At 37.5% G+C, this 24,711-nt stretch carries 23 protein-coding genes; all 23 read right to left on the minus strand.

The window, feature by feature from the left end; genetic code table 11:
- Positions 1-2 precede the first annotated feature (2 nt).
- On the minus strand, positions 3-836 hold the full coding sequence (locus tag IGL32_RS07770) for a PTS system mannose/fructose/sorbose family transporter subunit IID (protein ID WP_002383120.1): 834 nt from the start codon (positions 834-836) through the stop codon (positions 3-5).
- Positions 817-1,608, minus strand: a complete 792-nt coding sequence (locus IGL32_RS07775; RefSeq protein WP_002357107.1) for a PTS mannose/fructose/sorbose/N-acetylgalactosamine transporter subunit IIC — start codon at positions 1,606-1,608, stop codon at positions 817-819. Before IGL32_RS07775 ends, IGL32_RS07770 begins: the two co-directional genes overlap by 20 nt.
- A gap of 15 nt (positions 1,609-1,623) precedes the next feature.
- Positions 1,624-2,094 (minus strand): PTS sugar transporter subunit IIB, encoded by a 471-nt coding sequence (locus tag IGL32_RS07780; protein WP_002357106.1) that lies wholly within the window; start codon positions 2,092-2,094, stop codon positions 1,624-1,626.
- 11 nt (positions 2,095-2,105) lie between these two features.
- Positions 2,106-2,525 (minus strand): PTS sugar transporter subunit IIA, encoded by a 420-nt coding sequence (locus IGL32_RS07785; RefSeq protein ID WP_002389037.1) that lies wholly within the window; start codon positions 2,523-2,525, stop codon positions 2,106-2,108.
- A gap of 71 nt (positions 2,526-2,596) precedes the next feature.
- Positions 2,597-5,368, minus strand: coding sequence for a sigma 54-interacting transcriptional regulator (locus IGL32_RS07790; protein ID WP_430600031.1), 2,772 nt, complete (start codon positions 5,366-5,368; stop codon positions 2,597-2,599).
- A 143-nt stretch (positions 5,369-5,511) separates the two neighbouring features.
- The gene (locus IGL32_RS07795; RefSeq protein ID WP_002357102.1) at positions 5,512-5,727 is read right to left on the minus strand and encodes a hypothetical protein; all 216 of its coding nucleotides are present in this window, start codon (positions 5,725-5,727) and stop codon (positions 5,512-5,514) included.
- Between the two features lie 211 nt (positions 5,728-5,938).
- On the minus strand, positions 5,939-7,300 hold the full coding sequence (locus IGL32_RS07800; protein WP_002357101.1) for a deoxyguanosinetriphosphate triphosphohydrolase: 1,362 nt from the start codon (positions 7,298-7,300) through the stop codon (positions 5,939-5,941).
- A gap of 16 nt (positions 7,301-7,316) precedes the next feature.
- Entirely contained in the window at positions 7,317-8,141 is an 825-nt protein-coding gene (locus IGL32_RS07805) for a toll/interleukin-1 receptor domain-containing protein (protein WP_202569283.1), read from the minus strand.
- Between the two features lie 352 nt (positions 8,142-8,493).
- Positions 8,494-9,792 (minus strand): phosphopyruvate hydratase, encoded by a 1,299-nt coding sequence (gene eno / locus IGL32_RS07810; RefSeq protein ID WP_002357098.1) that lies wholly within the window; start codon positions 9,790-9,792, stop codon positions 8,494-8,496.
- Positions 9,793-9,923: 131 nt separating this feature from the next.
- Positions 9,924-10,679, minus strand: coding sequence for a triose-phosphate isomerase (gene tpiA / locus IGL32_RS07815; RefSeq protein ID WP_002362045.1), 756 nt, complete (start codon positions 10,677-10,679; stop codon positions 9,924-9,926).
- Between the two features lie 48 nt (positions 10,680-10,727).
- Entirely contained in the window at positions 10,728-11,921 is a 1,194-nt protein-coding gene (locus tag IGL32_RS07820) for a phosphoglycerate kinase (protein WP_002357094.1), read from the minus strand.
- Between the two features lie 126 nt (positions 11,922-12,047).
- Positions 12,048-13,049: a type I glyceraldehyde-3-phosphate dehydrogenase gene (gene gap, locus IGL32_RS07825; protein ID WP_002357093.1), complete on the minus strand. Its 1,002-nt coding sequence runs from the start codon at positions 13,047-13,049 to the stop codon at positions 12,048-12,050.
- Between the two features lie 39 nt (positions 13,050-13,088).
- The gene (locus IGL32_RS07830) at positions 13,089-14,126 is read right to left on the minus strand and encodes a sugar-binding transcriptional regulator (protein WP_002357092.1); all 1,038 of its coding nucleotides are present in this window, start codon (positions 14,124-14,126) and stop codon (positions 13,089-13,091) included.
- A gap of 420 nt (positions 14,127-14,546) precedes the next feature.
- Positions 14,547-15,425, minus strand: coding sequence for a YitT family protein (locus tag IGL32_RS07835; protein WP_002357090.1), 879 nt, complete (start codon positions 15,423-15,425; stop codon positions 14,547-14,549).
- 142 nt (positions 15,426-15,567) lie between these two features.
- Complete coding sequence (locus tag IGL32_RS07840; RefSeq protein WP_016633808.1) at positions 15,568-16,137, minus strand: TIGR01440 family protein; 570 nt, start codon at positions 16,135-16,137, stop codon at positions 15,568-15,570.
- Positions 16,134-16,640: an ECF transporter S component gene (locus IGL32_RS07845; RefSeq protein WP_016633807.1), complete on the minus strand. Its 507-nt coding sequence runs from the start codon at positions 16,638-16,640 to the stop codon at positions 16,134-16,136. Before IGL32_RS07845 ends, IGL32_RS07840 begins: the two co-directional genes overlap by 4 nt.
- Positions 16,624-17,460, minus strand: coding sequence for a bifunctional hydroxymethylpyrimidine kinase/phosphomethylpyrimidine kinase (locus IGL32_RS07850; RefSeq protein ID WP_016633806.1), 837 nt, complete (start codon positions 17,458-17,460; stop codon positions 16,624-16,626). The genes IGL32_RS07845 and IGL32_RS07850 overlap by 17 nt, the downstream gene beginning before the upstream one ends.
- A gap of 153 nt (positions 17,461-17,613) precedes the next feature.
- Positions 17,614-19,383, minus strand: coding sequence for an aspartate--tRNA ligase (aspS, locus tag IGL32_RS07855; RefSeq protein WP_002377079.1), 1,770 nt, complete (start codon positions 19,381-19,383; stop codon positions 17,614-17,616).
- 17 nt (positions 19,384-19,400) lie between these two features.
- Positions 19,401-20,702: a histidine--tRNA ligase gene (gene hisS / locus IGL32_RS07860; RefSeq protein WP_002362049.1), complete on the minus strand. Its 1,302-nt coding sequence runs from the start codon at positions 20,700-20,702 to the stop codon at positions 19,401-19,403.
- A complete protein-coding gene (locus tag IGL32_RS07865) occupies positions 20,699-20,920 on the minus strand; it encodes a hypothetical protein (protein WP_002383130.1) in 222 nt (73 codons plus the stop codon). Before IGL32_RS07865 ends, hisS begins: the two co-directional genes overlap by 4 nt.
- 139 nt (positions 20,921-21,059) lie before the next feature.
- The gene (dtd, locus tag IGL32_RS07870) at positions 21,060-21,506 is read right to left on the minus strand and encodes a D-aminoacyl-tRNA deacylase (protein ID WP_002357080.1); all 447 of its coding nucleotides are present in this window, start codon (positions 21,504-21,506) and stop codon (positions 21,060-21,062) included.
- Between the two features lie 23 nt (positions 21,507-21,529).
- Positions 21,530-23,743, minus strand: a complete 2,214-nt coding sequence (locus IGL32_RS07875) for a RelA/SpoT family protein (RefSeq protein ID WP_002380422.1) — start codon at positions 23,741-23,743, stop codon at positions 21,530-21,532.
- A gap of 214 nt (positions 23,744-23,957) precedes the next feature.
- Positions 23,958-24,710 (minus strand): 16S rRNA (uracil(1498)-N(3))-methyltransferase, encoded by a 753-nt coding sequence (locus IGL32_RS07880; RefSeq protein WP_002357078.1) that lies wholly within the window; start codon positions 24,708-24,710, stop codon positions 23,958-23,960.
- Between the last annotated feature and the right edge of the window lies 1 nt (position 24,711).

The raw sequence follows: 24,711 nt of genomic DNA on the forward strand, positions 1-24,711 counted from the left end.
TCCTAAAATAGACCAATTAATGAGCCAAGAATTCCGACAATTGCCATGCCACCTAAAATCGCTAAAGGTTTTACTTCTTTTTTCAATAAATAAAAAACAAAACCAAAAGATGCAAGCGGTAATAATTTAGGCATGATATCGTCAAAGATATTTTGAACCGTGACTGCATTTTTCCCACTTCCGCTGATTGTAATCGGGATAGTTAAATCAATCATGGAGGCGGTCATAGCACCTACCACCATCAAGCCAATTATTGAAGCGCCTAATGTGAGACTTTCCATCATGCCATTTGCTTGAATCTTTTTGAGAAAACCAGTTCCTAATTTATAGCCCCAACGATTCAGTAAATAACGAACAATCACATGGGGGACGTTAAAAATGAGTAAAAATAGAATTGGCCCTAACACATTCCCTTGTAAAGCTAACGAAGTTCCAACACCTGTTGCAATCAAGCGTAAGGTTCCCCAGAAAAAGGAATCACCTAAACCAGCTAAAGGTCCCATTAACGAGGTTTTAATACTATCGATTGTTCCAACTTCAAAATTTTCATCCAGAACATTTTCTTCTTCCATTGCAGCATTAATTCCTAAAATAAACGTCACGATATGCGGCGTAGTATTAAAGAAAGCAAGATGCCGTTTTAAAGCTGCCGCCATCTCTTCTTTTTGAGGATATAATTTCTTTAAAATAGGGATCATGGCATAGACATAAGCCATATTCATCTGACGTTCATAATTCCATGAAAATTCCATTTGAAATGAACGCCAAAAGACTTGATTAAGTTCTTTTTTTGTAATTAAGTTTTCTGTCTTAGTTTTAGAAGTCTTCGTCATCATCAATTACCTCCCCACTTGTTGTTTGTATTGTTTCATTCTTTCCTTTGGCATAATTCATGATATTCACAACAATTACTGCTGTAATGGCACCCAAAATTGCTACTCCTGTTACAGGTAACTTAAAGTAGGCCATTAAGACAAAACCTAAAAAGAAATATGGCGCCACTTGTTTGTTAATCAGTAAGCGTGCAAGCATCGCAAATCCTAGCGCTGGAATAATCCCCGTTGCAACAGACAATCCATGTTGAATAAATTCAGGGATCAGATCAAGTAAGCCTTTAATGGTGTTGCTGCCCACGGCAAATGAAATAGTTACAATGAGCGCTAGCATGAACGATAAGCCAAAGCCTGCAAGTAAATGCATGCGCTCCACCCCTTTATATGCTCCTTCTTCAGCATACTGATCAGCTTTTTGACTCATGATTGGGATGAGCAAACCCAAATAAATATTTTTAAGAATCAACGTTAACGTTGCGATTGGTAAGCCTAAGACTAAGGCTGTTTCTGTTCCTGCGCCAGCAGTAATAGCAAACGCTGTACCAAGAATCCCACCAGTCACTACATCAGGTGGGATTGATGCGCCCACTGAAAAAGAACCGATGAAAGCTAACTCTAAGGTCGCGCCCATGATTACGCCCGTTTTGACATCACCTAATACAATTCCGACAAATAAACCGGTTACAATTGGTCTTGAAAGCAACGAGGTTCCTAAAGCATATTCCGACTGCGCAATAAAAGCGATGCAACCTAAAAGAATCGCTTGTCCTATCATTTTTATTTCTCCTTTCTACAAGACATTTAATGCTGCTACTTTTTTGTCATTTGGGACTTGTCGAATTTCAACTTCACAACCATTTGCGACCAATTCTTTAACCATTTTTTCTTCATCCGGTGTGATATTAATTGCTTTAGAAATGTTTCGAGTATTTTCCCTTACTTTCATTCCTCCTAAGTTAATTTCTTTTATTTCTGGATAAGCAGTAGCCAATCGATAAGCATCTTCCACACTTTCAACTACAATAAAAAGTTTGTATTTTTCTGTAACACCACTTTTTAGTGCGGCAATCGCATCTTCAATCGTTTTAATGACCAGTTTTACTCCTGCTGGTTTAGCTAGCTTAATGGTTGTTTTTCGAATATCATTTTTAGGTACGTCATCATTTGCGATTAAAATACAATCGGCTCCTAAGCCTTGGGTCCATGAAAAAGCCACTTGACCATGTAACAAGCGATGATCGACTCTTAACAATTTAATCATTTCATTTCCTCCTAAAATTCTTCTTCTAAAATTTCTTTACTAGATAACTCATTACAATAACAAAGACTTTCTTGTCCGTTTTCAACGGCACGTTTTACTAAATCAACTAATGAATCAACAGTATTTATTTGGGTATATATTTCAATTAATGTTGCTAAATTTAATCCTGAAATTAAATGCATTGCTTGTTTCCCCACATAATTAAAGAATTCGTTATTCACGCTTCCGCCAAATAGGTCTGTAATCACAATTAATTCATTTTGTTGATTGTTCTTTAAAATGTCTTTGACCGTCTTAGCTAAATCATAAGGTTGTTCCATATAAGCGCAAAGACATTCCACATTCTTTGTTTCACCACAAATTAAAGCTAATGATGTCTGAATCCCTGCAGCGAAATTACCATGTGTTGCCAGAATAATTTTACGTTCCATTTTCTTCACCTCACTTACTTCTTTATATAGCAAAAAGAGTGCCAAAAAAGTGGCACTCCCTCCTTTTTATTTTAAAAATCGCTTTCTGCGTTGTTAAACTCCGTTTTTCCAAACAACACATCATAGACATAAAAAAGCTCCGATTCAGGTATATTGACACTATAAACTTTTTCAATGACACTAAACGCCTCTTTTAACTCTTGCAAGACCGTTCTTTGACACTGCTTTAGTTGTTCAGCGCCATTATAATTTTCAATAGGTTCATTCCGGATTAATCGTTCAATTAAACAACTGACATGGACATATACCGCTAATTTACGATCATTTTGAATTGTTTGTTGCCACCGCTCTTCTAATTGAATTAAAAAGACTTCTACTTGTCGAATAATTTTTTCTGTATCTAAAATCGTCACTGATTGAATGACCCGATCTAATGAAAAGTTACGAATCAACTCATGATTTACATAGGACAGCATATCTTTAGTTAATTCTCTCTTTGTCCATTCTAAAAGGGTCGTAATTCCTTTTCCTGCAATCAACTCTTCTAAAGAGATATACGGGAGGTCATTTGAAGACGGGTTGTTTGTACCGATGATGCCGACAATCTCATATTCTGGAAAACTTTCTTTGATCGACTCTGCATTACGTAATTGATTATATTCACAAGGAATAATCTTTAATTGTGCTTCCGCAGGTAAACTTTTTTCAAGTAAATCTCTAATTTTAACGGCTGTGCCAATTCCGGTACTACACGTTGTTAAAATGACACGTTCCGTTTTATTTTCAGGTAATATGATTTCCCATTCATTTGGATGAACCGTTAACGCTTTTTGGGGCAATTCTTCAAAAGAAACTTCGTCTTTAATGGCTTCTCCTATAGACAGAGCCAAGCTTGTTGTCACATTATTCATTAATAAAAAAGGACCTTCTTCTTCTGCCGGAAAATACTGATAAATTTCTTTCAATGAACCCATATCAAAAAGAATTACTAAACCATTCCTCGTTTCTTGACGTTCCATATAGTGAATTAAGTGTTCGGAAATTTTTTTGGGAGTAACATCTAACGGCATGTCAAACGATTGAAAAATTGGCACATTTAACAGCCGATTTGCAACATTCGCAATACTACTTGCTGTGGCATATCCGTGGGCAACAATCACCGCTTTCGGATAGTGACTTTTCTTTACTGAACCCGAATAGTGAAGATAAATGGTGACAATAATTCGATCCATCTGGGATAGTTCAATATCTAATGAACGTTTCACTAAAGTTAACAGTTGTTCAGCGTAGCCATAACTAGTTGCTAATTTGGTTTGAACTTCTGTTAAAAGTTCGTCAATGACTGTTGTAGGTTCTTGTTCTGGAAACCAATCAATGCATCTTCGTTGAAACAGATAGGTGCTTAATGCATAGACTAAACTGCCATTAAACCGAATTTGATAAGACGATTCAATCGTTTCCAATAATTGACGGATATTTTGCGTAATAAACAATAGCATTTCGTGATTTTTCTCTCGCTTCTTTTCAAATAATAAATCATCGAATAAGCGTTCAATTTCTTTCGAGATATCGTTATTAGCAGTGGAAAGATGATGATGGTGAGAGACATAAAGACGAAGGATTCGTTCATAACTCTGGATAATTCTTCTTTGCGCAAGCTCTGTTTCCTCTAACAAACTAACCAGATTTGTTTGCTCATCTAAACGAATAGGCAATTCATTTTCATCAGGAGCTAGTTTGATTGATTGATCCAGAAATTCTTTCGGTAGATCGTGCAAAGTGATTGGAATAACACATTTATCAAGATTGGCGGCAAAGCTGCGTGCAGTAATAATTTTTATATTATTTCTTAATTCACCTACATTGCCTACATAATGGTGGTTTTCTAAAAGTTGGATAACTTGTGGCGTGATAGTAACTGCTTTTTGAATAGCTTGCTGTTCCTCATAAAATGCTCGCATAATTAATTGTTTTCTTTCCGCTTGAGTGCGTTCAGCAAGACTTGGGATTTTAATTTGAATAGGAATTCGTCTTAAAAATGTCGTTAAAAAGGTGCTAGAAATTTCTTCAGTTGTGGCAAAGCACAACCGACACGTAACAGGAATGGGCCGATTGGTTTCACCCATTCGATAAATAATACCCTGATCTAAAAATGTAAACAATTTTTCCTGCCCTTCAGGACTCAAACGATGAACTTCATCTAAAAATAAAACGCCCCCTTCTGCATTTTGAAAGGCCCCAATTTTATCGGAATCTGCTCCCGTAAAAGCGCCTTTAAGATGTCCAAATAATTGACTAGTTAAAAGCTCTGGATTGTTGGCATATTGCGCACAATTAACTGTTACAAAAGGTGCTGAATCGTCAAGTAGTTCTTTTGAAAGACAAAACTGATAATATAAGGATGCTAAAAAACTTTTACCCGTACCACTTTCACCTGTAATTAAGACAGGCAATCCACCGCCAGGATAAAGCGCTGCCATTTTTAATTGTTCGATGGTCTGGGCTAAACTACCGCGATAACCAATGACCGACTGAAAAAAATCACTTTTGCGATCAAAAACAGGCTGTTCATCGATCATTTCTTGGAAACTTTGATAAACAGTTCTTTTTAAAAGATAGTTTTGTTGCTGAAACGCTTCTTTATGAAAAAAGTAAACCGGTCGTGTATTGATCTTAACTAGAATTCCTTCTTCGTTTAACTGATTTAAATAGTGACTAGCTGTATTTCGTTTGATAGAAAATGTCGTTGCAATATTGCTTGCTGTGAAAATTTCACTGACTAAAGATGGTTCAAAAAAAGCTGTTTGATTGCGTAAATAATCAACAATTTGCGTTTTTAACATAAAATCACCTCTCGTTTATCATAACGTACCTAAAAAAAACGTCAATATTCAAAATTTCTTTTGTTATTTTTCTTTATATAAGGAGCCCATTTTTTATGTTATTTAATCACAGGAACCTGATTCTATCATTGCAGAATAGGCTTTCATTCAGTATACTGTAAATAGAGGAACAAGAAACGAATTGGATAATTAGGCACTGAAAGAACGCACCACCGTTCTGAATGTTTCGAAACACACAACAGGTTATCGAAATGGCCATTGGAGAAAAATTCCTTTTTCTCCGAGGTTAGCGATTGTGACATGTTGCAATCGTTTTTTGTCCTTAAAATGTTGAGAAAAAGAAAAAAGGCACTTTGCATGTCAGCACCACCTGACAAACAAAGCCCTTCATAGACAGCACAACCTATCTATTCCAGTTGCCTTTTTTGCTAGTTACACTAGCTAATTTTAGTGTACCCGATTTTCAGTGAAATTACTAGCATCTTTAAAATTTTTACTGAAACGATCAGCCTGTGCAATGAACTAGTTTTCTTCAGCGGCGGCAACCGCTGAGAAGCTTTTTCTCAAATTTTAAGTGAATAATGTATCATAAACTTTTTTGGCATATCCATCCGTCATATTACATACAAAGTCCACCGCCATTTTCAAACGATAATAGTCTTTTTCTGCTTCTGTAGCGTTCTTTGCTTCTCTTCTATACAACGCTTTCGCGCTTTCCGAAATATTATTAAAGATTCGCTCCTCATACTTATTCATGGAAACTTTTTCATATTTCAGTACGACTGGAACAAATTCATCTAGTAAACGATTGATGATATTGAAGCCCAATACCTCTTGATCCAAAATTGTTTTTGTTTGAAAAACATAGACTCTAGAAAAGTTTTTTAATGCCTGAAAGCATTTCACTTCATCACAATCTTCAATGATAATTTCATTATGATAGATACCTCTCATAATTAAGTCATAATGATTAGCAAAATTTTTCGCTACGCTTTGACAAACAGCTCTTTGTGTCTTTCTCAAAAATTCTTGTAAGGTAGCTTCTTCTGTTTTATCTTTTTCTAACATTAAAAATTTTTTTGTTCCTGTTTGCGCATCAACAAACTGCTTTAAATCTTGATAGCTGTATAAACCATAATTATAGGCATCTTCGATATCTGAAAAAGTATAGGCGATATCATCTGAAGCTTCTAACAAAAAGACTAATGGGTGTCGCTTATTTTGTGTTCCTGTCGCAAATTTAATGGCGTTAAACACTTGTTTTTCCGAGTAAAAATAGCCAACTTTTTTAGACAAAAGCTGTTGCTTATTTAATTGATCTGAAGATGCCGTATATTTGATAACTGTATCTAATGTCGTGGCTGTTAGTTTCATTCCTGCTTTAGAAGTCCCATTATCATGATGCAGTTTTGTTAAAAGTCGGATGGTTTGAGCGTTTCCTTCAAAGTTAAGAAAATCATTTTGTTGTTGCTCCGAAAAATCAGACCAACAAGCATACAAAGGACCATTTTTTTCAAACCAAATACGAATGGCTTCTTCCCCAAAATGTCCAAAAGGGGGATTGCCGATATCATGGATTAATGCAGCTGTTTCTAACAACCGATAGCATTCTGATAATTCCATAACCTCAATGTTTCGTTCGTTCAACTGTGAAATAACTAATCTAAGTATATCCCTGCTATGCATTGCCACTTCTAAGCTATGTGTTAAACGTGTTCTTACAAAATCATTACGTTCTAAAGGAAAAACTTGTGTTTTATCTTGTAAGCGTCTAAATGCATCACTTTTAATTACTCTACGATAGTCACTATCAAAAGATTTACGAAGTTCTGTGGCTAAATCAACTTGCTTATTTAACCAGTCATTTTGATATTGTTTACCATTATCAGAAATACGATATGTACCAACCAACTGACGCCAATTCATTTTCATTTATTACCTCCTCCAATTACTCTACCTTCTCTAAATAAGAGACGTAAATATTTTTACATTTACCAATATCACTGAATTCCCGATTGTTATACGCCTTATCCTTTTTCAATTTAAACCGCACTTTTTCGCCTTCTTGAAAAGTTCCCCACGTAAGAAAAAAGAATAGCCAATGGCTTTCATCCTCTGATAGCGTGTCTAAACCTAAACTTTTAGGCTCAATTAAGCTAGGTAATTTAAAACAGTCATAGACCCCTTTTGCTGTGCCATACACAGGACGATGAGTGCTAAGAATCGTTTCAAAATATCCCTTTTCATCAGGTTTTAAATAACTTGCTTGCCGAATCAGTTGTGTCAGTTTATTTTGGAATGGCTGAATATTTTTCTCAACGTTTAGTTCAAAATCTGGCTCAGCTTGTACATCTGCGTCATGAGATAACTTTTTTAATAAGCAGTTTATTTCATTAGTACTTGTCTTATCATTAAACGCAATCGCCAAACGCTCACTACTAATAACACCTTTCATATCTTTCATAGAAAAATTATTTAACGCAATTGGATAGTGTTTATCTGATAGCATCCAAGAAGCACCCATTTCGTTTAAACATGGAATACTCTGATAATAATGATCAGATAAAAAATACAGCATGACAGGTTGATTGGTTAGCTCCCTTTTAATCGTGTCAAAAATTAATTCTCCTGGCTGTACACCTGTTTCAATAGTGGAACTATAAAAAATATCCTGTGTTCGAAACCCAAACTTTTTCAATAATTGGATAAACGCATCCACATATTCTTGATCCTTTGAACTATGACTAATAAAAATCTTTTTCCCGTTGCTCACTACTCAACATCCTCCAAGTTAAATTTGTGTTTTCATTTTTTTGTGAAATTCTATACTATTTCTTTAAGCGTACAGCGTTATCTGAAACCAGTCAATACTAAAATTATAAAATAACAATTATTTTGTTTTATTAATTTTTTATATAATGTTGTTTTGTTAATGTTTTGTTATTTTTAAACAAGTGATTATAGAGCGATGTACGGTTGAAGTTATTTCTAATCTATTTTTTCAATATTTTTATAAATATAAAAAAACACGCCTTTCTTTGCAGAAAGGCGTGTTTTTACGTCCGAGTATAAGGAGAATTGGTTCATTAACCAATTGTCCCTTTAAGCGTTATTCATTTAATGAATTATTTGTTTTTTAAGTTGTAGAAAGATTTTAAGCCTTTGTATTCAGCTACATCGCCTAATTGATCTTCAATACGTAATAATTGGTTGTATTTAGCAATACGGTCAGTACGGCTTAATGAACCAGTTTTGATTTGGCCAGCGTTTGTTGCAACAGCGATATCAGAGATTGTTGAATCTTCTGTTTCACCAGAACGGTGAGATACAACTGCAGTGTAGCCAGCTTCTTTAGCCATTTCGATTGCTTCAAATGTTTCAGTTAAAGTACCGATTTGGTTAACTTTGATTAGGATTGAGTTAGCGATACCTTTTTCGATACCTTCAGCTAATTTAGTTGTGTTTGTTACGAATAAATCGTCACCAACTAATTGAACTTTGTCGCCTAATACTTCAGTTAATTTTTTGAATCCGTCCCAGTCGTTTTCGTCTAAGCCGTCTTCGATTGAAATGATTGGGTATTTAGAAACTAATTCTTCGTAGAACGCGATCATTTCTTCAGTTGTTTTTTCGCCTTCGCCTGAGTCAGCTAAAACGTAAACGCCTTTTTCTTTGTCGTAGAATTCTGAAGAAGCAGCATCCATAGCAAGAACAACGTCTTTACCAGGAACATAGCCAGCTTTTTCGATAGCTTCGATGATTACTTCGAAACCTTCTTCGTTTGAACCTAAGTTAGGAGCGAAACCACCTTCGTCACCTACTGAAGTAGCTAAGCCACGACCTTTTAAGATTGAAGCTAATGCGTGGAATACTTCTGCACCCATACGTAAAGCTTCTTTGAATGTAGGGGCACCTACAGGCATGATCATGAATTCTTGGAAGTCAATACTGTTGTCAGCATGTGATCCACCGTTGATGATGTTCATCATTGGAGTTGGTAATACTTTTGTATTGAATCCGCCTAAGTAGTGATATAAAGGCACTTCTAGGTAATCAGCAGCAGCACGAGCTACGGCGATAGACACACCAAGAATAGCGTTAGCACCTAATTTACCTTTGTTAGGAGTTCCATCTAAATCGATCATTGCTTTATCGATAGCCATTTGATCGCGTACATCGTAACCGATGATTGCTTCAGCAATGATGTTGTTTACGTTATCTACAGCTTTAGTAACACCTTTACCTAAGTAACGAGCTTTGTCGCCATCACGTAATTCAACTGCTTCGTATTCACCAGTTGAAGCTCCTGAAGGAACCATTCCACGGCCGAAAGCTCCGCTTTCAGTGTAAACTTCTACTTCGATTGTTGGGTTACCGCGTGAGTCTAAGACTTCGCGTGCGTAAATATCAGTAATAATTGACATGTTTTGTCTCTCCTTTGAGTTTGTATTTATACTAAGGGGATTCCCTCATGTATGATTGTAGTTAATTCTCGCAAACTATGCAAACATTTTTTTGCAAAAGTCATTGAGAAAACGTTACCGTTAGTGATTTCTTATTTTACAGCATCTAATAAAGCTAGGAATGAGTCTGCTTCTAAGCTTGCGCCGCCGACTAAAGCACCGTCAACGTTTTCTTTTGCCATATATTCAGCGATGTTTTCTGGTTTAACAGAACCACCGTATTGAATACGAACAGCTTCAGAAACTTCTTTGCCGTATAATTTTTCAACTGTTGAACGAACAACACCACAGATTTCATCTGCAATATTAGCATCTGCAGATTTACCAGTTCCGATTGCCCAGATTGGTTCGTAAGCGATAACCATTGAAGCAACTTGTTCGTTTGATAAACCAACTAAGCCGTTAGTGATTTGACCTTCGATCCATTCCGCTGTTTTACCAGCTTCATACGTTTCTAAAGTTTCACCACAACAGAAGATTGGTGTCATACCATTTGCAAAGATTGCTTTGGCTTTTTTATTGATATCTTCATCTGTTTCGTGGAAATATTCGCGACGTTCAGAGTGTCCGATAATCACATAGTTTACACCTAAATCTGCAATTGCAGCTGGTGAGTTTTCACCAGTGAAGGCACCAGCGTTTTCCCAGTAGCAGTTTTGTGCAGCTAATTTCACTTCAGAATCTTTTAGGTTCCAAGCTAAAGGAGCTAAGAATAATGCTGGAGATCCAATCACAGCGTCAACAACGTCGTTTGATGGAACAGCATTTTTTACTGCTTCTGCAAAGCTTTGTGCTTCGCTTAAAGTTTTGTTCATTTTCCAGTTACCAGCGATAATTGGTTTGCGCATGAAAAGCACATCCTTTTCTTTTTTTAAAAATATTGTCTTTTAAACTAATTATTTATCGTTAATAGAAGCTAAACCTGGTAAAGTTTTGCCTTCTAATAATTCTAAACTTGCTCCGCCACCTGTTGAGATGTGAGAGAATTTGTTTTCGTAGCCTAATTGAATTGCTGCAGCAGCAGAGTCCCCGCCACCGATGATTGTTGTTGCGTCTTCTAAATTAGCAATCGCTTCACAAACACCAATTGTTCCTTTGGCAAAGTTACTCATTTCAAATACGCCCATTGGTCCATTCCAAACAACTGTTTTCGCACCTTGTAATTCGTTAGCGAATAATTCAATTGTTTTTTCACCAATATCCAAGCCTTCTTCATCATCTGGGATTTCAGTTGAAGGAACCGTGTGGAAAGGAGCGTCATTGCTGAACTCTTTAGAGACAACTGTATCAACCGGTAAAACTAATTTGTCGCCAGCTTTTTCCATTAAGCTTTTCGCTAAGTCCACTTTATCTTCTTCAAGTAAAGATAAACCAACACTATAGCCTTGTGCTTTCATGAATGTGTAAGCCATACCGCCACCGATTAAAATTTTGTCGGCTTTTTCAATTAGGTTTTCAATGACAGCGATTTTGTCAGAAACTTTTGCGCCACCCAAGATTGCTACGAATGGACGTTTTGGATTTTCAACAGCTTCGCCGATGAATTTAATTTCTTTTTCCATTAAGAAACCAGCAACTGTTGGGATACCAGTTGAAGCAATTCCAACGTTTGAGGCATGTGCACGGTGTGCAGTACCAAAAGCATCATTGACAAATACATCGCCTAAAGAAGCCCAGTATTTACCCAATTCAGCGTCATTGCCGCTTTCTTTTTTGCCGTCAACATCTTCAAAACGAGTGTTTTCAAATACTAAAACGTCGCCGTCTTTCATATTGTTAACAGCGTCTTCTAATTCTTTACCACGTGTTTCTGGAACAAAAGTAACTGGTTGACCAAGTAATTCACTTAAACGTTCAGCCACTGGTTTTAATGATTTGCCAGCTTTGTCTTCTTCTGTTTTTACACGACCTAAATGAGAGAAAAGAATTGCTTTTCCGCCATTTTCAATCACGTATTTGATTGTTGGTAAAGCCGCTACGATACGATTATCGTTTGTGATCACGCCATCTTTTAACGGAACGTTAAAGTCAACACGGACAAGGACTTTTTTGTCTTTTAAATCTACATCTTTAATTGTCTTTTTAGCCATGAGTAGACCTCCTGTATTGTCAATTTTAGGATTTTTCTTTTTTAAAAAAAGAAAGCGGAGAAGCGCGTTGCTTCCCCGCTTATTATTTCACAATTGTTCAAATTTCACTAATGATAAGAATGAATCTTATAAGTTAGCGAAGTATTCTAAAGTACGAACTAATTGAGCAGTGTATGACATTTCGTTGTCATACCAAGCAACAGTTTTAACTAATTGTTTGTCGCCAACTGTCATAACTTTTGTTTGAGTTGCATCGAATAATGAACCGTAAGTCATACCTACGATATCAGAAGAAACGATTTCGTCTGTGTTATAACCATAAGATTCGTTAGCAGCTTTTTCCATTACTGCATTTACTTCATCAACAGTAACTTCTTTGTCTAATACAGTAACTAATTCAGTTAATGAACCAGTAGCTACAGGAACACGTTGAGCAGCGCCATCTAATTTACCGTTCAATTCTGGGATTACTAAGCCGATTGCTTTAGCAGCACCAGTTGAGTTAGGTACGATGTTTGCAGCAGCAGCGCGCGCACGACGGAAGTCGCCTTTAGGATGTGGTCCGTCTAATGTCATTTGGTCACCTGTGTAAGCGTGGATAGTTGTCATTAAACCTTCAACAACACCAAAGTTGTCATGTAAAGCTTTAGCCATTGGAGCTAAGCAGTTTGTAGTACAAGAAGCGCCTGAAATTACAGTTTCTTCTCCAGTTAATGTTTCATGGTTTGTGTTGTAAACGATTGTTGGTACATCGTTACCACCAGGAGCTGAAATAACTACACGTTTTGCACCAGCAGTTAAATGTTTTTCAGCAGCTTCTTTAGAAGTAAAGAAACCAGTACATTCTAATACGATGTCTACGCCTAATTCGCCCCATGGTAATTCTTCAGGGTTACGGTTAGCTAAAACTTTGATTTCTTTGCCGTTAACGTTGAATGAACCTTCGTGAACTTCAACTGTACCGTTGAAACGGCCTTGAGTTGTGTCATATTTTAACAAGTGTGCTAACATTTTAGCATCTGTTAAGTCGTTGATTGCAACTACTTCGATTCCTTCTACATCTTGGATACGACGGAAAGCTAAGCGTCCGATACGTCCAAATCCATTAATACCTACTTTAACTGTCATTAAAGATTTCCTCCTTATGAAAATCAAAAATTTTTTATTTTAAAGGGTTACCCCTTTTAAAATCTCGTTTGCAGCAGCTTCATCTGTGATGAGCCACGTTTGTTTTGGTGCATTTTTCATATATGCGCGAATGGCTTTGGCTTTCGTTTTGCCGCCCGCAATTGCGACGACATAGGGAATTTCTTGTAAGTTTTTTAATTGAAGGCCAATTCGTGGAATTTTATAGACCACTTTTCCTTCTTCATCAAAGAAATAACCAAACGATTCTGCCACGGCATTTTTTTGTTTGAGCATAACCATTTCGTCATCAGACATTTTTCGGCGTGCCGCCATGTGCAACGCTCGACCAATACTGTGCACCACACAGTTGGCATGACTAATTAACGTAAGAACTTCTTGAATCGAGGGTTCTTGTAATAAACTATTATACGTTTCACGACTCAATTGTTCTGGGACATATAACGCCCGGTAGTTACCACCCGTTTTGTTGGCCATTACAGCACTAATTGAATTGGCTTGGACAGAAACTGCTTCACCAATCCCTCCTCTGGCTGGAACAAACAAATTATGACGTTTTTCAGTTTCTAGTGATCCCATATTTTCGGCCACCATGGCCATTGTTGTCCCACCCATAACCGCAATTGTATTCTCACCATTAGGTAAGAGTAAATTCAGCGTATTGGTTAAGACATCTCCAAAGTCCGAAAGAACTTTCTTTTGGATATCACTATCTCCTGCAACAACGATACAACGTTGAATGCCAAAGTACTGTGTCATTTCTTTTTCGATTTGGTGCATGCCAAGCAATTGATTCATGACTAATTCTAAGCCTTGGTAGACTTCCAAACCGCGTTCTGTTAATGTCATCCCGCTTTTTGAAGGTTCAATCAGGTTGAGTTGCTTTAAAACATCTGTTTCTGTACGCAAGACTCGCTCTGTAATTCCCATCGTTTCTGATAAACTTCTACGTCCAATAGGTTGCATCCAATAAATATTGCGAAGAATTTGGAATCTTTCTTGTAATACATCGAGCATATCTGGAGCAACTGCTTCAATCATTTTAAATTCTTTTAACATGATGCGCTCCTTTTGTGGGTCGAAATATGTCCAAGTAAGACTGAAAACGACCTATGAACTTTAAAAAAATAGAATTGATGTTCGTTTTTCCTACTATTTATTCATAACAGTATTAAAAGTACTTATCAATTACATACTTAGTGTACCAGTTTTTTTGGGTCTTTTCAATAAAAATGATTCTTTTTTCATCGTTTTCTTTCAAATCCAAACAAAGCATTCGTTTGTGAGAAACAATAGCGACTTATTTCCGAATAATCAGATCTAATTAAACCAAAAGCAAAGGAATTCACGAACGTCTTTCAATTAACTTCTTGTTTAAATGGGAATTTCAGGTCCTCACACAAAGCATTTTTTTACTTATTTTTCAAAAAAAGCAACGAAAGAATAGACACAGCCATTCTCTCGTTGCTTCATATCCTTTTATTTGTAATCTTCTTCGTAAAAACGTCCTAAAATTTTAACATTATCTGAGATGCTGACAAAGGCATTCGGATCACTTTCTTTCATGGCTGCTTCTAAACTTGGCAACTCAAAGCGTGTCACAATAGTTAGCAAAACAGTTTGGCGGTCGTGGCGATATGCCCCTTCCGCTTCATGAATAATTGTAATACCGCGGCGCATTTTCTTTTGAATCTCATCCACGACTCGATCTGGGTTTTTGGTGACAATCATAACTTGCATTTTCTTTTGCTTAGTATAAACGGCATCTGTGACCTTCCCACTTACAAAAATTGATAACGCACTGTAGAACATGTACTGCCAGCCAAATAAATAACCTGCAACGAAGACAATTAGTGCGTTAAAATAAATTGAAATCGAGCCAACGGAACGCCCCGTTTTTTTCCGAATGGTAATGCTTAGAATATCTAAGCCCCCAGAAGAAACCCCGTTTTTTAAGACAAAACCAATTCCTGATCCAGAAATCGCCCCACCAAAAATAGCACAGATAATTGGATCTTGGGTCATCACCGTTTGCGGAACAATATGCATAAATAATGAAGTTAAAGTCACGGTAATGAAAGTAAAAATTGTAAACTTCTTACCTATTTTTTTCCACGCAATAAAGAATAACGGCACATTTAAAAGATACAATGTAATGGAGACAGGCACATTAAAACCCACAATTTTTGTTGAGAGGGTTGTTAAAATTTGTGCCAAGCCTGTTAAGCCACTGGAATAAATATTTCCTGGTTGATAGAAAAAGTTCATGGCAATTGATGCAAGAATAGCATAGACAATCGACACGGAAAATTTTGTTGTATAGTCATGAACTGGCAGTCCGTCATAAATTTTTTTCATAAATAATAGCCTCGTTTCAGGTTTTCAATAAATTACATTTCTTTTCATATTATACGTGGTTTACCGAGAGAAAAAAAGAGATTCCTATAATAATTACGGAAGATTCATCAAATGTTTATAGAAATGAAAAAAGAACGAAATCTTAACGATTTCGTTCTTGGGTTGTTTCATAATGGGCTCTTGGTCCACCAATATATTTAGGACGAGAATATAATGCTGTAACATGGGCCGCACCTAACGTTCGAATGCTCAAGCGAAGAGGAACTTGCACATGTTTTACATGCATACCGATAGATGTATCGCCAATGTCAATCCCTGCTTGAGCAACAATATGTTCAACTTCCACAGGTTCATCAAATTTTTCAAAGGCAGCTACTGAACAAGAACCGCCAGCATGTAATTGTGGTACTACCGAGACAATTTCAAAGCCTTTTTCTTCAGCCACACGACGTTCCATCGCTAAAGCACGATTAATATGTTCGCATCCTTGGACAGCCAAAGAGATGCCTTTTTTGTCTAATTGTTCAATTAAGGTTGAGACAATCCATTGTCCTACTTCGGCACTGGAATTTTTACCAATGACGCCACCTACTATCTCGCTGGTGGTACAACCTAAAACAAATAGGTCCCCTTTTTGTAAATTTCCTGCTGTAATGACTTCTTCTGTAATTGTCACTAACTGTTCTTTTAACATTTTTTCATCGATAGTCATTTGTTCATCCTTCTTTCTTCTAAACGACCATTTTTTGGTAACACACGTTTTAATGTTTGACTAAGAGGCAATGCTACAATCACCCCAAATAAGGATTGAATGATATTCCCTGGTAATGAGGCAATCCCCGCACCCACGCCGTAAAGCCAGCTAGTCGCTAAAGCATACCCGTTAATCATGAGGAGACTGGCTAAAAGTAATCCTAGCGTTTGCATCTTTTTATTTTTATTAAAGAAGTGCCCTGCTAACCAACCTTGTCCGCCATGAATCAATAACGAAAAAACGAACCATTGTGGATAGCCTGACAATAAATCAATTAAGCCACCGCTTAAAGCTCCGACTGTCAAGCCACCAATCGGACCAAAAAGTAAACTAGCAATGTAAATCCCTGCATCCGCCAATGTAACAAAGCCATTTGTTGCTGGGACGGGGATAATAAAGACCATTGACACAGCCACTGTTAAAGCGGTAATTACTGCATATAGACTAATTTTTCTTGTCATTATCCGCCACACCTCCTGCTAGTAATCCTTCATGCCACACACTTCCAAAAGCTGCATTTAGCTGGACCCCAGAAACAATGGCTTCATGAACGTATGTTTTTGCTAAATCAACTGCTTCAATTAACGGATATCCTTTAACTAAATTCGCACCAATTGCAGAGGCAAAGGAACAACCAGCGCCATCAATGGTGTGGGCCATTACTTTTTCTTTGACCAATTGAATATGTTGTTGTCCATCATAAAAAAAGTCACATGCTTCTTGGCCAAGCCAACGATTACCGCCTTTAATCACCACCGTTGCCGCTCCTAAAGAGTTTAACTCTTCCGCCGCTTGTTGGACTTCTTCGACGGTTGTTAATTTTCTGCCAATGAGTAATTCTGCTTCTTTTAAATTAGGCGTTATAATCGTTGCGAATGGAAAAAGTTTTTCAATCAATAACTGCATGTATCTTTTTTCATAAACTGAAGTCGTTTCTTTAAAAGCCAAGACAGGATCCAACACCACCGGCAGACCTGCGTGCTTTTTCAAAAAGGTTGCAATTTGTAACATACTTTCTTCACTGTGAATCAAGCCAATCTTGATGCCGTCTAAACTCCCGGCAGGTATGGAAGCGAGTTGCTCTTTCACCAAAGAAGTCTCCAGGTCATGAATCTGAAAATGATTCTTGGGGGCTGTAGCAAGGCAAGTTAAAGTTGATAAGCCAAAGACTTGATGATTTTCAAACGTTTTTAAATCTGTTTGAATCCCGCCACCTGAAAAAGGATCGGAACCGCCAATTGTTAAAATTATTTTTGTCATTTGTTTCGCTCCTTTATACACTCAGTTATCATACAAAGTTTTCTAAAAAGAAAAAACAGCCAATTGGCAGATTTTTAGCTCAGCCACTTTTTAAGTCTTTCGTTATCTTTTTCCTTCCCAAAGAAAGAGTGACCTCATCCGTCAATGAAGTCACTCTTTCTTTGGATTTAACACTTATTCGTCAATGGCTGTTACATCAATGTTTAATTCAAACAATTGTAATGGAGAAACTAAACTTGGTGCGTTGTTCATTGGGTCAATTGCTTTCCCGTTTTTAGGGAAGGCAATCACTTCACGAATATTTTCTTCCCCAGCCAATAGCATTGCTAAGCGGTCTAGCCCTAAAGCAATCCCTCCATGTGGCGGGAAGCCATAATCTAATGCGTCTAGCAAGAAACCAAATTGGTCTTGTGCTTCTTCTTTTGTAAAACCTAACGTTTCAAACATTTTTTCTTGTAATTCTCGTGTATGGATCCGTAATGAGCCACCGCCTAATTCGTAGCCGTTTAAGACAACATCGTAAGCTTCCGCATACACAGAGGCTGGGTCTGTTGCTAAGCGGTCCACATCCTCTGCTTTTGGTTGTGTAAATGGATGATGAGCAGAAACATAGCGACCAGCTTCTTCATCATATTCAAACAACGGCCAATCCACAATCCACAAGAAATTGAATTTCGATTCATCAATTAAACCTAATTCTTTACCTAAACGTGTACGTACCGCACCTAAAGCAGCGGCTACGATTTCAGGTTTATCGGCACCAAACATTAAAATATCACCGACTTCTGCATTGGTAGCAGCAATTAATTCATCACTAACTTCTGTTAAGAATTTAGCAATCGGTCCTTTTAAGCCATCTTCTTCAACTTTTAACCAAGCTAAGCCTTTTGCGCCAAATTGACTCACATACTTACCTAAGTTATCCATATCTTTACGAGAATACTTATCTGCGGCGCCTTTTGCATTCAAAGCCTTCACATGTCCGCCATTTTCCAACGCTGCTTGGAAAACTTTGAAGTCTACGTCTTTCACTACATCTGCAACATCAATTAATTCCATAGCAAAACGAGTGTCGGGTTTATCGCTACCATAGCGTGCCATTGCTTCGTCATAGCTCATTCGTGGAAACGGAACAGAAATCTCAATTCCTTTTGTCTCTTTCATCACTTCAGCCAACATATTTTCTGTATATGTTTGAATTTCTTCTGGTGTTAAAAAGGTCGTTTCGATATCGATTTGTGTAAATTCTGGCTGACGGTCGCCTCGTAAATCTTCATCACGGAAACAGCGAACGATTTGGTAATAGCGATCGAAGCCTGCCCCCATTAATAATTGTTTAAAGAGTTGTGGTGATTGTGGTAAAGCATAAAAATGACCGGCATGGACACGAGAAGGAACCAAATAATCGCGAGCGCCTTCTGGTGTTGATTTGCCTAAATAAGGAGTTTCAATGTCTAAAAAGTCATGATTATCTAAATAGTGACGGATTGTTTTCGTTACTTGGTGACGTAATTTAATGTTGTTTGTCATTGATGGACGACGTAAATCTAAATAACGATATTTCATGCGCAATTCGTCATTAACGTTATTGTCATCTTCAATGGTAAATGGCGTTGTTTTCGCAGTATTTAAAATCGTAATGTCAGTCGCCATCACTTCAAACTCGCCAGTTTTCATTTTGGGATTAATCGCTTCTTTATCACGATAAACGACTTGACCTTTAACTTCGATGACGTATTCACTACGACATTTATCAGCAATTTCCCATGCTTCTTTTGACTTTTCTGGGTTAAAGACCACTTGAACGATTCCTTCACGGTCACGTAAATCAATAAAGATAACGCCTCCTAAGTCACGACGTTTTTGAACCCATCCTTTTAATACAACTTCTTTTTCAATAAATTCGGCAGATACATTGCCGCAATAGGTTGTGCGTTTTGCCATTTCTCAATCTCTCCTTTTTATTCTTCAATCATTTTTGTCATCATTTCGTCATACACTTCATCAAATGAATCATGAATAGCACTTAACGGGAAGGCTTTTTCTTCGCGTGTTGCCATTGATTTTACGTTGACAATGCCTTCATTCAATTCATTTTCACCGATTGTTAAAACTAATTTTGCTTGTAATTTATCGGCCGTTTTAAATTGCGCTTTTGGTTTGCGATTCATGTAATCACGATCAGCTGAGAAACCAAAGTTACGAATGCTTTGAACAAGTTGCAAAGCTGCGACGTTGGTTTCTGAACCAATCCCAACCACATATGCGTCTAATTCAGATAACGCTGGAATCACAACTTCTTCAGCTTCCATTGTTAACAACACTCGCTCAATGCCCATACCAAAACCAAAACCTGGTGTGTCTGGGCCGCCTAATTCTTCAACTAAACCATTGTATCGGCCCCCTGCACAAATTGTTGATTGCGCACCCATTTTAGGCGCTTCACTCATAATTTCAAAAATTGTGTGTGTGTAATAATCCAGGCCGCGAACCATATTACTATCAATTTCATAAGGAATTTCTAGTAAATCTAACATATCAGTTACTGCTTCAAAATGTGCTTTAGATGGTTCATTTAAATAATCTAAAATGGAGGGCGCTTCTGCGACAATCACCTTGTCTTTTTTATCTTTGCTGTCTAACACCCGCAATGGATTTTCGTGTAAGCGACGTTGTGAATCCTCGCTTAATTCTGCCATATGGGGCTCTAAATAATCGATTAATGCTTGACGGTACGTAGCACGTGTTTCTTTATCCCCCAAGGAATTAATAACTAATTTGATTTGTTGGATGCCTAATTGTTTGAAGAAGTCCAAAGCCATAGCCATGATTTCAACATCCAATGCTGGGTTTTCACTACCAAATGCTTCCACACCAATTTGATGGAATTGACGCAAACGACCAGCTTGTGGGCGTTCATAGCGGAACATCGGCCCCATGTAATAGGTTTTATATGGTTTCGTATATTCCGGACCATATAATTTATTTTCAACGAAGGCCCGAACAATTGGCGCTGTCCCCTCAGGACGTAGCGTCACGTGACGGTCTCCTTTATCATAAAAATCATACATTTCTTTTGAAACAATATCTGTAGTATCGCCAACACTGCGAGATATTACTTCATAATGTTCAAAAATCGGGGTTCTGATTTCTTGGTATTGATAATCTTTAAAAATCAAACGAGCTGTTTCTTCCACAAATTGCCATTTTTCAGAAGTTCCTGGCAAAATATCGTTTGTTCCTTTTGGTTTTTGATAACTCATTGTCTTTCTCTCCTTCTATCATTCCACAAAAATGTGTGCGCCATTTTCTTTTTTCTAAAAATGAAAAAAGCCCTTGTATGTTGAACATACAAGGGCGTAAAAGTCTCTTTTACACGGTACCACCTAGTTTTGAAAGATTTTACTCTTTCCTCAACGATTAACGCTCGTAACGGGACGGCTTTTCTTCCGTCCATCTCCAGAATGTCTTTCACTTTCACTGTTGAAGTTGCTCTCAGCCACGGCAACTCTCTCTTCGCAGACAGATGAAACTTACTCGTTCCTTCGTAGATTTTTAATATTATCTATAAACTACTAAAGTTCTCTTAGAAAGTCAAGAGGTTCCGATAGGAAAATCAATTATTTTTCTCGTGTATCGATCACAATGGTCACTGGACCATCATTGGTCAACGACACTTGCATATCCGCGCCAAATTCTCCTGTGGCTACCGCTATTCCTTCTGCTTCTAATTGTTGATTAAATAATTCATACAAAGGAATCGCCACATCTGGACGAGCCGCTTCAATAAAACTGGGACGATTGCCTTTTTTAGTTTTTGCATAGAGGGTAAATTGAGAGATACTTAGAATTGATCCTTCAATCTCTTGAATGCTGCGATTCATTTTTCCTTCGTCATCTTCAAAAACACGCAATTTACTGATTTTGCCAACAACATAAGCCACATCTTCTGGCGTGTCTTCTTGATGAATGCCCACCAGCACCATGAAGCCTTGTTTGATTTGTCCCACTATCTGCTCTTCTATCGCAACTTGTGCTTGACTGACTCTTTGAATAACTACTTTCATCTTTTTTGCCTCACTTTTAACACTTACCCATTGGTTCGACGAACACTATAAACATCTGGTACACTTTTAATTTTGTCAACGATGGTTTTTAAATGAGAAAGGTTTTGAATTTTCACAGTAACATGAATCTGGGCCATCTTATCTTTGGATGGACGAGCTTCAACGCCGACTAAATTTTTTGTCATCGAACTAATGACTTGTAAAACATCACTTAGTAAGCCACTACGATCATAGCCGTAAATCTCCAAATCGGCAGCGTATTCTTTGCGACTGTGCTCGGTATCTTCCCACTCAACTTCAATTAGACGTTGTGCTAGTTCTTCTTGATGTTGTACGTTAGGACAGTCCGCACGATGAATTGAAACGCCACGTCCTTTGGTAATGTAACCAACGATTTCATCACCAGGCACTGGATTACAACAGCGGCTTAAACGAATCAATAGGTTGTCCACCCCTTGAATCACGATGCCGCCTTCATGACGAACTTTCATTTTTTCTGATTCTTTTTTAGCTGGCTGATTTAACAACTCTTCTGCTTCTTGACGTTGGCGTTCCAACTCTTGTTCGCGGCGTTCTTTTTCTGTTAAACGATTGCACACTACTTGCGCACTTAATTCGCCATAACCTACTGCCGCAAATAAATCATCTTCCGTTTGAAATTTGAATTTATCTAGCACTTCCGCCATTTTATTCTTCGTTAAAAATTCTTTTGGTGTAAAGCCGATTTCTGTCATGTATTTAATGACAGCATCATGCCCTTTAATAATGTTATCTTCACGGTCTTGTTCTTTAAAGAAACGTTTGATTTTATTTTTGGCTTTACTTGTTTTAACCATTTTCAGCCAGTCGCGACTAGGTCCGAAAGAATTCGGTGATGTTAAGACTTCAATAATATCCCCATTTTTTAGGACATAGTCTAACTGTACCATTTTGCCGTTGACCTTCGCACCGGTTGTTTTATTCCCAATTTCAGTATGGATACTGTAAGCAAAATCTAGTGGTCCGGAGCCTTTTGGCAGTTCGGTTACATCTCCACTTGGCGTAAAGACATAGACTTTGTCACTAAAAATGTCTTCTTTAACACCTTGCATAAATTCAGAAGCATCATAGCTTTCATCTTGTAATTCAATAATTTCATGGAACCAATCGACTTGCTTCGTCAGTTCATCTGTTTCAATTTTTTCCGCTTTGCCTTCTTTATAGGCCCAGTGAGCCGCCACCCCAAATTCGGCGATTTGGTGCATCTCATGGGTCCGAATTTGGACCTCTACTGGATTCCCTTTTGGTCCAATAACTGTCGTATGGATAGATTGATACATATTCGCTTTTGGCATAGCAATATAATCTTTAAAGCGACCTGGCATTGGTGTCCAACGTGTATGAATCGCCCCTAACACGGCATAGCAATCTTTAATGGAATCGACAATAACACGAATGGCTAATAAGTCATAGATTTCATTAAATTGTTTCTTTTGGTCCTTCATTTTACGATAGATTGAATAAATATGTTTTGGTCGACCATATATTTCTGCGTAAATTTCTAAATCTTCCGTAGCTAAACGAATATCTTCGACTGCTTCTGCCACATAAGCTTCACGCTCATCGCGTTTGCTTTGCATCAAATTAACAATTCGATAGTATTGGTTGGGGTTAATATAACGTAAGGCCGTATCTTCTAATTCCCATTTAATTCGACTAATCCCTAAGCGATGTGCTAAAGGCGCATAAATTTCTAAAGTTTCTTGCGCAATCCGTCGTTGCTTATCTTCACGTAAATGTTTTAATGTGCGCATATTATGCAAACGATCGGCTAGTTTCACCATAATGACCCGTAAATCTTGCGCCATTGCCAATAACATTTTCCGATGGTTTTCGGCTAATTGTTCTTCATGAGATTTATATTTAATTTTTCCTAGTTTCGTTACGCCATCGACTAACATTGCGATGTCTTCGCCAAATTCTTCTTTTAAATCGTCCAGTGTTACGTCCGTATCTTCGACAACATCATGTAAAAATCCTGTTGCTACAGTATGGGGATCCATATGTAATTCAGCCAGAATGCCTGCCACTTGAATCGGATGGATGATGTAAGGTTCACCTGATTGTCGGACTTGACCTTCGTGTGCTTTTTCAGCATAAGTTAATGCTTTTTGAACCAACTCAACATGTTCTGGTCCCATATAGGTACTTACAATTTTGATGACCGCTGGGCCTGTCAGTATTTCTTCTTTTGGCATGGTATTCACTCCTCTATGAAGGTGACCTTTGGATAAAGAACACTTCGTTCACGTTTTATCTATTTTAATAAAAAAGAAAAGTACCACTTGAAACAGTAGCACTTTCAACAACTCTATTATACTAAATTTCCCTTAAATTTCAATCACTGTCGCTTTTTTACTCTCTGTTTATTTAAAGAGAATGCCTACAAGAATTTTACAGGCGGGCTTTCGTTTAATTTAAAAGTTCCATTTGGTAGCTAACCGCACTTAAAAGATACAACGGTGCTGTTTCTGCTCGTAAAATTCTCGGACCCAACCCGCAAAGTTTCGCCCCAGCCTGCAGAAATTGTTCAATTTCTTGCGGTGCAAAGCCACCTTCAGGTCCAAAGAGCACACACAAACGTGCGCCTGGCTGGCAAGTGGATAATACTTGTGCTAATTGACTTTTTTCTCCTTGTTTTGCTGATTCTTCATACGCAACCAAGACTGTGTCATATGAGTCAAATTGCGCAATGATTTCTTGTGTTTTTTCCACCAAAGAAACACTTGGTGTCTGCTGCCGATGCGATTGCTCCGCCGCTTCTGTGGCAATTTTTTGTAATCTTTTTTCTTTGGCTGCTCTTTTTTTGTGGTCCCATTTGACAACGGAAGTTTTCGCAGGAAAGCCGATAAACTGATTGCCACCTAGCTCCGTGCCTTTTTGAACAATCCATTCTAACTTGTCCCCTTTTGGTAACCCACACGCAATCGTCACTTCAATTGGCAATTCTTTGTCCATTTCTTCTTTACTAATTTCTTTAAAGTAAACAGATGTTGAATCAATTTCCACAATCTCAGCTAAAATGGCAGTTTTATTTTGAAATACTAAATAACAACGATCATTCGGCGTCATTCGCATAACTCGCACAATATGATGATAGTTTTCATCTGCGACTTTATACAAATCTTTTTCTTGATAATCTTCTTTCATGAAATACCGTTGCATT

It is taken from the genome of Enterococcus sp. AZ035 (assembly GCF_050548325.1).
Lineage (GTDB): Bacteria > Bacillota > Bacilli > Lactobacillales > Enterococcaceae > Enterococcus > Enterococcus faecalis.

Coding starts and splice junctions, on each gene's coding strand:
- IGL32_RS07770 (WP_002383120.1), bottom strand. CDS start 836: ATGATGACGAAGACTTCTAAAACTAAGACAGAAAACTTAATTACAAAA.
- IGL32_RS07775 (WP_002357107.1), bottom strand. CDS start 1,608: ATGATAGGACAAGCGATTCTTTTAGGTTGCATCGCTTTTATTGCGCAG.
- IGL32_RS07780 (WP_002357106.1), bottom strand. CDS start 2,094: ATGATTAAATTGTTAAGAGTCGATCATCGCTTGTTACATGGTCAAGTG.
- IGL32_RS07785 (WP_002389037.1), bottom strand. CDS start 2,525: ATGGAACGTAAAATTATTCTGGCAACACATGGTAATTTCGCTGCAGGG.
- IGL32_RS07790 (WP_430600031.1), bottom strand. CDS start 5,368: ATGTTAAAAACGCAAATTGTTGATTATTTACGCAATCAAACAGCTTTT.
- IGL32_RS07795 (WP_002357102.1), bottom strand. CDS start 5,727: ATGCAAAGTGCCTTTTTTCTTTTTCTCAACATTTTAAGGACAAAAAAC.
- IGL32_RS07800 (WP_002357101.1), bottom strand. CDS start 7,300: ATGAAAATGAATTGGCGTCAGTTGGTTGGTACATATCGTATTTCTGAT.
- eno (WP_002357098.1), bottom strand. CDS start 9,792: ATGTCAATTATTACTGATATTTACGCACGCGAAGTCTTAGACTCACGC.
- tpiA (WP_002362045.1), bottom strand. CDS start 10,679: ATGCGCAAACCAATTATCGCTGGTAACTGGAAAATGAACAAAACTTTA.
- IGL32_RS07820 (WP_002357094.1), bottom strand. CDS start 11,921: ATGGCTAAAAAGACAATTAAAGATGTAGATTTAAAAGACAAAAAAGTC.
- gap (WP_002357093.1), bottom strand. CDS start 13,049: ATGACAGTTAAAGTAGGTATTAATGGATTTGGACGTATCGGACGCTTA.
- IGL32_RS07830 (WP_002357092.1), bottom strand. CDS start 14,126: ATGTTAAAAGAATTTAAAATGATTGAAGCAGTTGCTCCAGATATGCTC.
- IGL32_RS07835 (WP_002357090.1), bottom strand. CDS start 15,425: ATGAAAAAAATTTATGACGGACTGCCAGTTCATGACTATACAACAAAA.
- IGL32_RS07840 (WP_016633808.1), bottom strand. CDS start 16,137: ATGACTATCGATGAAAAAATGTTAAAAGAACAGTTAGTGACAATTACA.
- IGL32_RS07845 (WP_016633807.1), bottom strand. CDS start 16,640: ATGACAAGAAAAATTAGTCTATATGCAGTAATTACCGCTTTAACAGTG.
- aspS (WP_002377079.1), bottom strand. CDS start 19,383: ATGGCAAAACGCACAACCTATTGCGGCAATGTATCTGCCGAATTTATT.
- hisS (WP_002362049.1), bottom strand. CDS start 20,702: ATGAGTTATCAAAAACCAAAAGGAACAAACGATATTTTGCCAGGAACT.
- dtd (WP_002357080.1), bottom strand. CDS start 21,506: ATGAAAGTAGTTATTCAAAGAGTCAGTCAAGCACAAGTTGCGATAGAA.
- IGL32_RS07875 (WP_002380422.1), bottom strand. CDS start 23,743: ATGCCAAAAGAAGAAATACTGACAGGCCCAGCGGTCATCAAAATTGTA.
- IGL32_RS07880 (WP_002357078.1), bottom strand. CDS start 24,710: ATGCAACGGTATTTCATGAAAGAAGATTATCAAGAAAAAGATTTGTAT.